Below are 12,694 nucleotides of genomic sequence, written 5' to 3' on the forward strand. Positions count from 1 at the left end.
GGCCCGGGGCCCCGGAAAATCAGGGGTTCCCGCTATTCGGTTTTTCCTCGGGAACCTTAATTGACAGAAAATGGCTCGGGGCCCCAGCCTCGCCATCAGCCAACGGATCAGAACCCTTTCGGGCGCTGAGCCAAATCAAAAAAAGGGGGCGAAACCATCATGAGTGCCAGCAAGATCGGATTGTTGACGGCGACGGCTGCGGTGGCGGTTTTGGCCGCCTTCCCCGCCATCGCCCAGTCGGGCTCGGTTGATCCCGCCGCCGCCGCCCAGCCCGCCAACCCCGAGAATCCGGGTGTCACGGCGCAGAACAGCGGCGACATCGTCGTCACGGCACGCGGCCGCCAGGAAAGCTTGAAGGACGTGCCGGTCTCGGTCTCCGCGGTGTCGGGCGAAACGCTCCAGAAGCTGAACGTCCAGAGCACCAACCAGCTGACGGCCTACGTGCCCAGCGTTCATTTCAGCGATACCGCGCCCAATTATTTCGGCGGCCGCCTCCAGAACCGCCCGATCATCATCCGTGGCCTGAACCTCGCCAACAGCTTCGGCGTTTCGGCCGCGGCGCTCGTGTTTCTCGATGGCGCCCCGGTGCTCGGCTCGGAACTGGCGCCCGGGCTCGACTATGAGCGGATCGAGGTGCTGCGGGGCCCGCAAAGCGTCCAGTTCGGCCGCTCGACGATGGCCGGCGCCATCAACTACGTGACCAAGGACATCGGCAACAGCTGGCACGGCAATTTCGAGGCCAGCTATGGCTCCTACGATTCCAAGAGCCTGATCGCCAGCGTCTCCGGCCCGCTGACCGATGCGCTCAAGGTCGGCCTTTCGGGATCAACGATCAGCAACGACGGCTATTACAAGAACGGCATCGCGGGTTCCGAAAGGCTCGGTGCGCGCAACACGCGCTCGATCGCGGGCCGCATCCAGTGGGAGCCGACGAGCCGCCTGAAGATCAAGGGCTACATCAACTATTTCGAGAATGACGACGGCCCGCCCGCGACGGCGCAGCTGTCGGCATCGGCGGACAATTGCTCGCTCGGTGGAACGCGACTGTATTATTGCGGCGCGTTTCCGAACTACAAGTCGCTCGGCCTCTATACCAACACCAATCTGCCGGCTTCGGCGACCGGCTTCATCTTCAACAGCTTCACCAATCCCGGTGGTCGTTTCGACTCGAAGCTCGGTTCGCAGCGCAAGGCGGCCCTCGGCCACGTCATCGGCACGTGGGACGTGACCGACGGCATCCGCCTGAGCAGTCTCACCGCCTATGAATGGGACGCTTCGCTCTCCGCCAACAACGGCAAGCTGAAGCCCGATGCACCGACCGACGGCTACAATCACTATTTCTTCTCGGCGAGCTTCCTTTCGAAGAGCTTCAGCCAGGAATTCCGGCTGAGTTCGATGGGGCAACACCGCTTCCGCTGGACGGCCGGTGCCAGCTACAATTATGGCGAGAGCGACCAGCAGTTCCGTGTGGACTCGCAGCTCAACCCGACCGCGGCCAATCCGAATCCCGCGGAGGCGCTCTTCGACACCGGCGTGCAGTTCGACAAGTCGAAGGCTTACGGCATCTTCGGCGGCGCCTATTATGATCTGTTCGAGCCGCTGACGATCAGCGTCGAGGCCCGCTACCAGTGGGACAAGCGCACCGGCGTTCCCCAGTTCCTGTATCCCTCGGCCGCCTGCGCCGCCTACAGCTCGCTGAGCGAGTGTCGGGACGCCAACACGCTCACGCATACCTTCGGAAGCTTCAGCCCGCGCGCCGCGATCAACTACAAGATCACGCCGGAACTGACCGCCTATGTCTCCGCCTCGCGCGGCAACCGGCCGGGCGGCTTCAACCTGCGCCTGCCGGCCTATATCAACAACGCGGCCGTCATCGCCGATCTCGTCAGGCAGATCGGTCCGGTCAACCTGGCCTACAAGGAAGAACGGCTCACCAACTATGAAATCGGCCTGAAAGGATCGGCGCTCGACCGCCGCCTCAATTTCGCGGTGGATTTCTACTATGGCGATCTCACCAATCAGCAGATCCTCAACAATGCCTTCATCGCGGCGATCAACAATTCGCTGCAGGTCACCAGCAACGTCGGCAAGACCCAGATCTACGGCGTCGAGGCCGAAGGATCGCTGCGTCTCAACCACATGATCACGCTGACCGGCGATTTCTCGTGGAATCATAACGAGATCAAGAAGTATCTCTGCACCGCCTGCGTGATCTATACCGGACAGACCAATTCCTCGATCGGTCGCGCGCTCAGCGGTTCGCCCGAATATTCGGGGTCGATCGCCTTGGATGCGACCGACGATCTCGGCCAGACCGGCTGGAAGTGGTTTGGTCACGTCGACTATGCCTATACGGGCAAGATCAGTGCCGATAACCTCGTCTACATCAGCGACGAGACGCTGAATGCCCGGAACGTCGTCAATCTGCGCGCCGGCGTGAGCAGGGATCACCTGACGCTGGAGGCGTTCGTCACCAATCTGACCAACGACCGCGGCTACGAATCCTCGACCACCGGCCAGGATTATGCGGCCAACCGGTTTACGGCGTTCAGCTTCAACCTGCCGCAGCCGCGCATTTTCGGGGCGAGGGCGCAGTATAAGTTCTGATGGCATCAGGCACGATTACCCACCCCCCCCTGTCGCGCGTTCGGCCGTTTCGAACGCCGGGGCCGCGTAATCGTGCTGCACGGCCAGCGAGATCGGATACATGGCGGGACGGCGTCGGCGGAGAAGCTGGCGCCGTTCCCAGCCAGCATGGGGAGCCCGGCAAGCATCACTATACCGGGGTGCTCGAAGCCTCAGCTATTTGCGTCCGTCCGCCGATATTTCATGTACCAGACCTCATGCCCCTTGGCGCGCGCCTTGGCTTCGTAGCGCGTCTCAGGCCAGTCGTCGGGGCGGACGAGGAAATCCTTCGGTCCCTCCACCAGCCATTCGAACTGCGGCACGCCCGCCATCACCATCATCGCCCAGCGGACGTAGACCGGATGGTCGGTGCCGAAGCGGAACTCGCCGCCCGGCTTCATCTTCCGCGCGAGCAGCCCGATCGGGCCTGGGTTCATGAAGCGGCGCTTGGCGTGGCGCGCCTTGGGCCAGGGATCGGGGTGGAGCAGCCATGCGCGATCCAGCGTGGCATCGGGCAGGCGCTCCAGCACCTCCAGCGCGTCGCCGAGGTGGAGGCGGACGTTGGAGAGGTTCCGGTCGCGCACCTGCATCAGCGCGCCGACCATGCCGTCAAGAAACGGCTCGCAGCCGATGAAGCCCATCTCCGGGGCATTGGCGGCCTGCCAGCCCATATGCTCGCCCTTGCCGAAACCGATCTCGATTGCGAGCGGCATGTCGCGACCGAAGAGCATCTCGGCGTCGAGAGGCCCCTGATCGGGCACTGAGAGCGCCGGCAAGGTCTCTTCCACCAGTGCCGCCTGCTGGGCGCGCAGCGGATGGCCCTGGCGGCGGCCGTAGAGGCGGCGGATCGTCAGCGGATCGTTCATGCCGCGCGCTCTAGCGGGGGAATGCGAGTCTTGCACCCCTCGGAACGTGGCTTCCCCCAACTCGTTGAATCGCGCTGGAGGAGAGTGACCATGGACGCCAAGCAGGACCCGCGCCTCGACAAGGCACTCGATCATATGTCGGTTGCCCCGCCCGAACCGGCGGAAGACCACCCGACGACCGAAGTGCGCGAGGCGCACGATGCCGAGCATCACGAGGAACTGGCGAAGGATCCGAGCCACGAGGAGAGCAAGCTCGACGTCGGCCTCGACGAAAGCTTCCCGACCTCCGATCCGGCCTCGTCGACTCAGCCCGGCCATGCCGATCCGGCCCCGTCTTCGGGATATGACGAGGAAGCCGAGAAGGCGCTGGAGCGGGAAAAGGCGGACAGCCGCTAGACTCTGGTCGTAGTCACCGAAGCGCAACACCCGCGCCACATCGCGTCTTATCAACAGTTTTGCGGTGCGCGGATGTTGCGCCGCACAACATTCCATGCTTCGATCCTTCCCGGGACCGTGGTTGGTTAAGCCTCGCGTAACCAGACGAGGCGTAATCTCCACGGGACAAACGGTGGGGAAAGACGCATGGGTACGCAGTCACGACCGGCAGATGGCGCGATGACGCTGGCAGAGATGAAGGAGTTCGCCTCCTTCCCCGCCGCGACGCAGCGCTACATCCGACGCTCTCTCGATGTCGGCCTCGAACGGCAGGACGCGCTCGGCCGCTGGTCACGCGACGTGGTGGAAGCGGCGAGCATCCGCGCCCAGACCCGCATCTACGGCCGGCTCGACGGCCTGCGCGCGATCGTGCCGGACGACAGTGGCCTCGATGCGATCGAGCCTTTCATGGCGCCGCTGGTGACGATGTCGGCCTTCGATCTCGGCCAGGATCGGCTCTGCAGTTTTGGCGCCTACCGCTTCCTATACGAGCGGCTGCTGGGCGCGCCGGTGCGGCCTTGGCTGCCGGGCGCCTTCTGCGCGGCCGCAGCCCTGCCGCACCTTCATCCCGATCGTCGGCGGGCGCTGCTCCAGTCGATCAGCGAGGCGGCGGCGACGGCGGCGGGCTGGTCGGCCCGCGAGCCGAGCTTCTACCCGGAATGGGTCGAGAAGGTGGACACCCGCCTCGCGAATTGAAGCCTGTTGAGCAGGCGTGGGAAACAGGGCAGGGGCTGGGGCGTTCCGTCGCCAGCCCCTGATCCCCACGGAGACCACCGATGCCCGCCATTCGCCTGGAGACCAAGCGCGTCGAGAAGCCTTGGGGACGGCACGATCTCTGGCCCGGCTTCGAGGATGTGCCGGAAGGCGGTAAGCCGGTCGGCGAGGTGTGGTTCCAGGCGCCCAAGGGCGTCGGCGAGGACGATCCCGCGCTGCTGATCAAATATCTGTTCACCGCTGACAAGCTTTCGGTGCAGGTCCACCCCACCGATGCCTATGCGCGCGCCCACGGCCACGAGCGCGGCAAGAGCGAGGCGTGGCAGATCCTCTCCGCCGATCCGCACGCCACCATCGCCATCGGCACGCTCAAGCCGATGACCAAGGAAGAGCTGCGCGAGGATGCCGAGAGCGGCAAGATCGAGGACGAGCTCGACTGGAAGGCGGTGAAAGCGGATCAGTTCTGGTATTCGCCTGCCGGCACCATCCACGCGATCGGGCCGGGGCTGGTGCTGATCGAGGTCCAGCAGAATGTCGATCTGACCTACCGCCTCTACGATTATGGCAGTGACCGCGAGCTGCATCTCGACGACGGCGTCGCCGTGGCGGACCCGGTGCCCTATGTGGCGCCGTTCAAGCCCTACGATCTGGGCGAGGGGCGGCGCATCCTCTCGGGCGACGGCGCCTTCGTGACCGAGCGCTGGACCACGCCGCGCGCCGGCACGCTCAAGGCGACGCACGACCGGCCGGTGTGGCTGGTGCCGCTCCGGGGCGACGGCAGCGTGGACGGCGATGTGATCGGACCGGGCGGCGTGTGGCTGGCGGACAGCGACGTGTCGCTGGAGGTGAAGGACGGCGCGGACCTGCTGCTCGCCTATCCGGGCGGCGCCGTGAACGAGGGGCTGCTGGCCTAGAGCGTCAGCTTCCCAGCCAGCCCGTATCGATCGTCGCGAAGCGGTCGATATGGTTGGCGGTAGCCGCCAGCTGCGCCTCGTCGAGAATGCGAACACGGCCGTTGGACCGGGCGATCACGCCTTCCTCGACCAGCTGGCGCATCATCCGGTTGACGTGCACTGCGGTCAGCCCCGTCGCGTCGCCGATCTCCTCCTGCGTCAGCGGCAGGGGGATGCCGTCCTCCACGGCCTCGCCGCCGGCGCGCAGGCGCCGCATGATGTCGCATATCAAGGCGGCCACCCGCGCCCGCGCCGAGGTGCGCCCGACCGAAGCGAGCCGGTCGGCCAGCGCCACCCGCTCGGCCTGTGCCAGCGTGTAGAGCAGCAGCCCGAGCCGGGGATGTTCGGCGAACAGCCGGCGCAGCGCCGCCTTGTCGATCACGCCGACCACCGCGTCGGTGGCCGCCACCAGCGTGAAGGGCGCGTTGCCCCACGCCATGCCGGTATCGCCGGCGAACTCGCAGGGCAGGTGAACGGAGAGGATCTGGCGGTTGCCGTCGGGCAGCAGCATCGAGGAATAGAGCCAGCCGCGCCGCACCACGAACAGCTCGCGCGCGGGCGCCTGCTCGGCACGCAGCACCTGACCGCGCGACACCAGCCTCTCGCTCTCTTCCAACGCCCCGAGCGCGCGGCGCTCGGTATCACCAAGGCGGAGATAGCGGCCGAGCCGATCCGCCAGACAGCTTTGAACCACCGCTCCTCCGCTCGTCCCCCGTTACAGGAATGTTCCGTAACCGGAACGCGGCCGTTGCGCGCTAACAACGATCAAGATTTGAAGGACTTGCCGACGATCTCCTGCGGCGCGCCGGACGGACGCCCCGTGTGCCTTCTTGTGCGCCCCCGTGAATCCTCTAGGAAGCGCTGTCATGGACAGAATTGTTATCCGCGGCGGTGCCAAGCTTTCGGGCCGCCTCCCCATTTCCGGCGCGAAGAATGCGGCGCTCACCCTGCTGCCCTGCGCGCTGCTGACCGACCAGCCCATGACGCTCGACAATCTCCCGCGCCTCGCCGACGTGGACGGCTTCGGCCATCTGCTGAACGGCATGGGTGTGTCCACCGCGATCGCCGGCGGCAGCCCCGACGAGTTCGGCCGCACCATGACGCTGGACGCGACGCGGATCACGTCCACCACCGCGCCCTATGACTTCGTGCGCAAGATGCGCGCATCGATCCTCGTCCTCGGCCCGCTGATCGCGCGGATGGGCGAGGCGACCGTCTCGTTGCCCGGCGGCTGCGCGATCGGCAACCGCCCGATCGACCTGCACCTCAAGGCGCTGGAGCAGCTCGGCGCGAAGCTGGAGATCACCGCCGGCTATGTGAAGGCGATCGCGCCGGATGGCGGCCTCAAGGGCGGGCGGATCAGCTTCCCGATCGTCTCGGTCGGCGCCACCGAGAATGCGCTGATGGCGGCCGCTCTGGCGACCGGCGAGACGATCATCGACAATGCCGCGCGCGAGCCCGAGATCGTCGACCTCTGCCGCTGTCTCGTCGCGATGGGCGCCGAGATCGAGGGGATCGGCAGCGAGCGGCTGGTCGTCCACGGCAAGCCGCGCCTGCACGGCGCCACCTACCGCGTGATGCCGGACCGGATCGAGGCGGGCAGCTATGCCTGCGCGGCGGCGATCACCGGCGGCGAGCTGGAACTGGTCGGCGCCAAGGCCGACGAGATGGGCGCGATCATCGCGAGCCTGCGCGAGACCGGACTTCACATCTCCGAAACCGCCGACGGCGTGAAGGTGGCGGCGAACGGCAAGCTCAAGCCGCTCACCATTTCCACCGCGCCCTATCCGGCCTTCCCGACCGACATGCAGGCGCAGTTCATGGCGATGCTGACGCGTGCCGACGGCGCATCGGTGCTGACCGAGACGATCTTCGAGAACCGCTACATGCATGTGCCCGAGCTGGCGCGGATGGGCGCCGACATCCAGGTCCACGGCCGCACGGCGGTGGTGAAGGGCGTCGACCGCCTCGTCGGCGCCGAGGTGATGGCGACCGACCTGCGCGCCTCGATGAGCCTGGTGCTGGCCGGCCTCGCCGCCGAGGGCGAGACGCGGGTGCACCGCGTCTATCACCTCGATCGCGGCTATGAGCGGCTGGAGGAGAAGCTGAGCGCGGTGGGCGCGGATATCGAGCGCGAAGCGGACAGCTGAGGCATGCTCGCCGTCTCCTGCCTCTGCGGCCAGCTCCGCGTCGAGGTCGCGAAGCGGCCGGATTATGTCAACGAATGCAACTGCACGCTCTGCCGCAAGGCCGGCGCGCGCTGGGGCTATTTCCATCCCTCCGAGGTCAAGGTGACCGGCGAGGCGAAAGGCTATAGCCGGGCCGACAAGGACGATCCGGCCGCCGAGATTCGCTTCTGCGAACGGTGCGGATCGACCACGCACTTCACCCTGACCGCCAGCGCCATCGCGAAGTTCGGCAACGTGACGATGGGCGTCAACATGGCGCTGGCCGAGGAAAGCGACCTCGCCGGGATCGAGCTGCGCTTCCCCGACGGCCGGGCATGGGAAGGCGCGGGCGAGATCGTCTACCTCCGCGAGGCGCGGATCCTCGGCTGAGCCGGCCGGGATGACGGGGAGGGCGTAACCCTCCCCGCAAGGCTCATCCGGCCTTCACGCGCTGCCGGAAGGCGTGGAGCAACGGTTCGGTATAGCCGCTGGGCTGTTCGACGCCCTCGAACACCAGAGCGCGCGCCGCCTGGAAGGCGAGGCTGTCCCCCTCGCGGCCCGCCATCGGCGTGTAGGCGGGATCGCCCGCATTCTGGCCGTCCACCTTCGCCGCCATGCGGATCAGTGCCGCCTCCACCTCGTCGGCCTGCGCGACGCCGTGGAGCATCCAGTTGGCCATGTGCTGCGAGGAGATGCGCAGCGTCGCGCGGTCCTCCATCAGGCCCACGTCGTGGATGTCCGGCACCTTCGAGCAGCCGACGCCCTGATCGACCCAGCGCACGACGTAACCCAGGATGCCCTGCGCGTTGTTGTCCAGCTCGGCGGCGATCTCGTCGGGCGCCCAATTGTGGCCGAGCGCCAGCGGGATGGTCAGCAGCTTGTCGAGGCCGGGGATGGGATCGTCGGCGATCGCCGCCTGCCGCTCCGCCACATTGACGGCGTGATAGTGCATCGCGTGCAGTGTCGCCGCCGTCGGCGAGGGCACCCATGCGGTGGTGGCGCCGGATTTCGGATGGCCGATCTTCTGCTCCAGCATGTCGGCCATGCGATCGGGCGCGGCCCACATCCCCTTGCCGATCTGCGCCTTGCCGGCCAGCCCGCAGGCGAGGCCGATCGCGACGTTGCGCTTCTCGTAGGCGGTGATCCACTCGGCGCCCTTCATCTCCGCCTTGCGGATCATCGGGCCGGCGCGCATCGAGGTGTGCATCTCGTCGCCAGTGCGATCGAGGAAGCCGGTGTTGATGAAGACGATGCGGCCCTTCACCGCCGCGATGCAGGCGGCGAGGTTGGCCGAGGTGCGGCGCTCCTCGTCCATCACGCCGACCTTGATCGTGTGACGGGGCAGCGCCAGCAGATCCTCGATCGCGTCGAACAGGCGATCGGTGAAGCCGCACTCCTCCGGCCCGTGCATCTTGGGCTTGACGATATAGACCGATCCCGCGCGGCTGTTGCCGTACTGGCCGAGGCCCTTGAGATCGTGCAGCGCGATGAGGCTAGTGACGATGCCGTCGAGGATGCCCTCGGGCGCCTCGCTGCCATCGGGCAGCAGGACGGCCGGGTTGGTCATCAGGTGGCCGACGTTGCGGACGAACAGGACCGAACGGCCCGGCAGGGTCAGCGTGGAGCCGTCCGGCGCGGTATAGGTCCGGTCCGCCTCCAGCGTGCGGGTCAACGTCTCGCCGCCCTTCTGGAAGCTCGCCTCCAGATCGCCCTTCATCAGCCCCAGCCAGTTGGCATAGGCCGCGACCTTGTCCTCGGCATCGACCGCCGCCACCGAATCCTCGAGGTCGCAGATCGTGGTCAGCGCCGATTCAAGCAGGACGTCGGCGATGCCGGCGGAATCGTCCTTGCCGATGGGATGTGCGCGATCGACGACGACCTCGATGTGCAGGCCGTTGTGACGGAACAGCAGATTGTCGCCATTACGGCCGACCAGCTGCGACGGATCGACCAGCGCCGGCTCGCCGCCGGCGAAGTCCGCCCACGAACCCGAGGCGAGCGGGACCGCCTCGTCGAGCAGCTGCTTGGCGCGGGCGATCACCTTCGCGCCGCGCGCCTTGTCGTAGCCGCCGCCCTTGGGCGCCTCGCCCAGCGCATCGGTGCCGTAGAGCGCGTCGTACAGGCTGCCCCAGCGCGCATTCGCCGCGTTGAGCAGGAAGCGGGCGTTGAGGATCGGCACGACCAGCTGCGGGCCGGCCAGCGTCGCAACCTCGGCGTCGACGCGATCGGTCTCGATCGCGAACGGTGCCGGCTCCTCGACCAGATAGCCGATCTCCCGTAGGAAGGCCTGATACTCCCGCCCGTCGATCGGCTGGCCCGCGCGCTCGACGTGCCACGCGTCGATCTTTGCCTGCAGATCGTCGCGCTTCGCCAGCAGCGCGGCATTCTCTGGCGCGAAGCGCGCGAAGATACCCGCCGCGCCCGCCCAGAAGGCCTCCGCCTCGATTCCGGTGCCGGGCAGCACCCGCTCGTCGATGAACGAGGCCAAAGCGGGCGCGACGGCGAGGCCGGATTTCTGGATACGGTCGGTCATGGCGTTTCTCCTTGGCCGGCAATGTAGGGCATGCGGGATTGCTGCATTAGACGGAAAATGCTCAAAGCATTCGATCGTTCAGGGAAAGAATGATGGATCGCGATTACCGCCTCCTCGAGCTCGTCGTGGAGATGGGCAGCATCTCCGCCGCCGGCCAGAGGCTCGGCCTCTCTCCGGCGGCGGCCTCCAAACGGCTCGCGGCGCTGGAGGAGCGGCTGGGCGCGCGGCTGGTCAACCGCACCACGCGGCGCCTCTCCACCACCCAGGCCGGGCAGGCCTTCTACGAGGAGGTGCGTGCGATCCTCGCCGCCGCCGAGGCGGCCGAGGCGCGGGTCTCGGGGCGGGCCGAGTACCCTTCCGGCTTGCTGCGCGTCTCCGCGCCGACCAGCTTCGGGCGGCTCCACGTCGCCCCGCACCTGCCCGCCTTTCTCGATCGTTACCCCGATGTCAGCGCCGAACTGCTGCTCGACGACGGCTATACCGACCTGATCGCCGACCGCATCGACGTCGCCATCCGCATCGCGTCCGAGCCCGAGAGCACGGCGCTGACCGCTCGCCTGCTCGCCCCCAACCGGCGCATCCTGTGCGCCGCGCCGATCTATCTGGAGGCGCATGGCGCGCCGGCCTCGCTCGACGATCTGCAGGGCCACCATCTTCTCGCCGCCCGCCACCAGTCGCCCTGGCGGCTGGAGGGCCGGCATGCGATCGACGTGGAGAGCGTAGTCGCCACGAACTCCAGCGAGGTGGTGCGCGAGCTGTGCCTCGCCGGCATGGGCATCGCGCTGCGCTCCACATGGGATGTCGGCGCCGAGCTGGCCTCGGGCGCGCTCCGGCGGGTGCTGCCCGATTGGCAGGGCGCCACCGACGTCGCGATCTGGGCGGTCCACGCGAAGGCCGAGCCGCTGCCTGCCGCCGTCACCGCCTATGTCGATCACATGGCCGCCGCGATCGGGCCGGTGCCGTGGGAGGCTTGATCCCGCTCCCCGGTCCCCGCAGACAGGCGCCATGAAGAGAGACCATGTGGCGATCGTCGGCGGCGGGTTTTCGGGGACGCTGCTGGCGGTCAACCTGCTGCGCCACGACGGCCCGCGCGCGACCCTGATCGAGCGGCGCGAACACACCGCGCGCGGCGTCGCTTACTCGGCGGCGCATCCCGATCACCTGCTCAACGTGCGGGCCGAGAATATGTCGGCGCTGCCCGACGACCCGGATCATTTCGTCCGCTGGCTGGAGGAGCATCGCCCCGGCGTCGGTGGCTTCGTGCCGCGCCTGGTCTATGGCGACTATCTCGACGCGCTGCTCACCGAGACGATGGCGCGCGCACCCGGACGGCTGGAGGTGGTGCGGGCCGAGGCGCGCGACGTGACGGTCGAGGCCGAGGGCGTGCGCCTCGCGCTGGCGGACGGCTCCCGCCTCGCCGCCGACAGCGCGGTGCTCGCGCCCGGCAATTTGCCGCCGATCACGCCCGGCGGGATCGATCCGGCCGCGCTGCCCGAGGGCAGCTACGTCACCGATCCCTGGCATGGCGACATCCTCTCCGGGCTCGGGCCGGACGATACGCTGCTGGTGCTCGGCACCGGCCTCACCATGGTGGACATCGCCCTGCTGGCGGAGGCGCGGGGGTTAGAGGGGCGGATCGTCGCCCTCTCCCGCCACGGCCTCGTGCCGCGCCCCCATGTGCGCGGCGTGCCGGCGACGAGGCGCAGCGAACGGCCCCAGCCGACCGCCTCGGCGCTGGTCGCCGCGCTGCGCGAGCGCGCCGCCAAGGTCGACTGGCGCGCGGCGGTGGATGAGCTGCGCCCCTATACGCAGGGCCTGTGGCGCGCGATGAACATCGCCGAACGGCAGCGCTTCCTGCGTCATCTGCGCCCGTGGTGGGACGTGCATCGTCACCGTCTGGCGCCTTCTGTAGCGAGGACGATCGAGGCGATGCGGGAGAGCGGCAAGCTCGCGATCGTCGCCGGCAAGGTAACGGACGCGCAGGCCGATGGTGAGCACACCCGTCTCACTTATCGCCCGCGCCACGAGGACGGGGAGGAGACGCTGCGCGTCCGCCGCATCGTCAACGGCACCGGCCCGCAGGGCGATCTCACCGCCACGCGCGAGCCGTTGCTGATCAATCTGCGCGACCGGGGCCTGCTGCGCGCCGACCCGCTGCGCATCGGCATCGACGTCGATCAGGAATCGCGGGCGATCGCCGCCGACGGCTCATCCTCGGATCGTCTCACCGTGATCGGCCCGATGACGCGCGGCGCCTTCTGGGAGATCGTCGCGGTGCCGGATATCCGGCGGCAGGCATGGTCGGTCGCCAGGCGGCTTGCCAACGCGCAATGGGTGGAGGGGGAGGGACTTTGACCATCTCAACCCTACCCGTTCGTGCTGAGGAGCCGCTGAGCGTAG

11 protein-coding genes are annotated in these 12,694 nt (G+C 67.7%); 8 read left to right on the forward strand and 3 right to left on the reverse strand.

Annotated features, from left to right (window positions below; translation table 11 throughout):
* The first annotated feature begins 159 nt into the window (after positions 1-159).
* The gene (locus HZF05_RS12080; RefSeq protein ID WP_160366615.1) at positions 160-2,607 is read left to right on the forward strand and encodes a TonB-dependent receptor; all 2,448 of its coding nucleotides are present in this window, start codon (positions 160-162) and stop codon (positions 2,605-2,607) included.
* A gap of 191 nt (positions 2,608-2,798) precedes the next feature.
* Here the strand turns inward: HZF05_RS12080 and trmB are convergent, their stop codons facing one another.
* Complete coding sequence (trmB, locus tag HZF05_RS12085; protein ID WP_160366616.1) at positions 2,799-3,491, reverse strand: tRNA (guanine(46)-N(7))-methyltransferase TrmB; 693 nt, start codon at positions 3,489-3,491, stop codon at positions 2,799-2,801.
* A gap of 90 nt (positions 3,492-3,581) precedes the next feature.
* On the opposite strand from trmB, the gene HZF05_RS12090 reads away from it, so the two are divergent.
* The 3 genes from HZF05_RS12090 to HZF05_RS12100 all read left to right on the forward strand — a co-directional run bounded on the left by HZF05_RS12090 (position 3,582) and on the right by HZF05_RS12100 (position 5,554).
* Positions 3,582-3,887 (forward strand): hypothetical protein, encoded by a 306-nt coding sequence (locus HZF05_RS12090; protein ID WP_246331950.1) that lies wholly within the window; start codon positions 3,582-3,584, stop codon positions 3,885-3,887.
* 186 nt (positions 3,888-4,073) lie between these two features.
* On the forward strand, positions 4,074-4,622 hold the full coding sequence (locus HZF05_RS12095) for a hypothetical protein (protein ID WP_160366617.1): 549 nt from the start codon (positions 4,074-4,076) through the stop codon (positions 4,620-4,622).
* 80 nt (positions 4,623-4,702) lie between these two features.
* Positions 4,703-5,554 carry a class I mannose-6-phosphate isomerase gene (locus HZF05_RS12100; RefSeq protein ID WP_160366618.1) on the forward strand — a complete coding sequence of 284 codons (852 nt, stop codon included), beginning with the start codon at positions 4,703-4,705 and terminating at the stop codon, positions 5,552-5,554.
* A 4-nt stretch (positions 5,555-5,558) separates the two neighbouring features.
* On the opposite strand, the gene HZF05_RS12105 is transcribed toward HZF05_RS12100, so the two are convergent.
* Entirely contained in the window at positions 5,559-6,287 is a 729-nt protein-coding gene (locus HZF05_RS12105) for a helix-turn-helix domain-containing protein (protein ID WP_160366619.1), read from the reverse strand.
* Positions 6,288-6,459: 172 nt separating this feature from the next.
* Between HZF05_RS12105 and murA the strand changes: the two genes are divergently transcribed.
* Positions 6,460-7,743 (forward strand): UDP-N-acetylglucosamine 1-carboxyvinyltransferase, encoded by a 1,284-nt coding sequence (gene murA / locus HZF05_RS12110; protein ID WP_160366620.1) that lies wholly within the window; start codon positions 6,460-6,462, stop codon positions 7,741-7,743.
* A gap of 3 nt (positions 7,744-7,746) precedes the next feature.
* The gene (locus HZF05_RS12115; protein ID WP_160366621.1) at positions 7,747-8,151 is read left to right on the forward strand and encodes a GFA family protein; all 405 of its coding nucleotides are present in this window, start codon (positions 7,747-7,749) and stop codon (positions 8,149-8,151) included.
* Between the two features lie 43 nt (positions 8,152-8,194).
* Here HZF05_RS12115 and HZF05_RS12120 read toward each other — a convergent pair whose 3' ends face one another.
* Positions 8,195-10,294, reverse strand: a complete 2,100-nt coding sequence (locus HZF05_RS12120; protein WP_160366622.1) for a malate synthase G — start codon at positions 10,292-10,294, stop codon at positions 8,195-8,197.
* Between the two features lie 92 nt (positions 10,295-10,386).
* Between HZF05_RS12120 and HZF05_RS12125 the strand changes: the two genes are divergently transcribed.
* Together HZF05_RS12125 and HZF05_RS12130 are read left to right on the forward strand one after the other, a co-directional pair.
* Positions 10,387-11,268: a LysR family transcriptional regulator gene (locus tag HZF05_RS12125; protein ID WP_160366623.1), complete on the forward strand. Its 882-nt coding sequence runs from the start codon at positions 10,387-10,389 to the stop codon at positions 11,266-11,268.
* 31 nt (positions 11,269-11,299) lie between these two features.
* The gene (locus HZF05_RS12130) at positions 11,300-12,649 is read left to right on the forward strand and encodes an FAD/NAD(P)-binding protein (RefSeq protein ID WP_160366624.1); all 1,350 of its coding nucleotides are present in this window, start codon (positions 11,300-11,302) and stop codon (positions 12,647-12,649) included.
* Positions 12,650-12,694 lie beyond the last annotated feature (45 nt).

This window comes from Sphingomonas chungangi, assembly GCF_013778325.1.
GTDB lineage: Bacteria > Pseudomonadota > Alphaproteobacteria > Sphingomonadales > Sphingomonadaceae > Solisphingomonas > Solisphingomonas chungangi.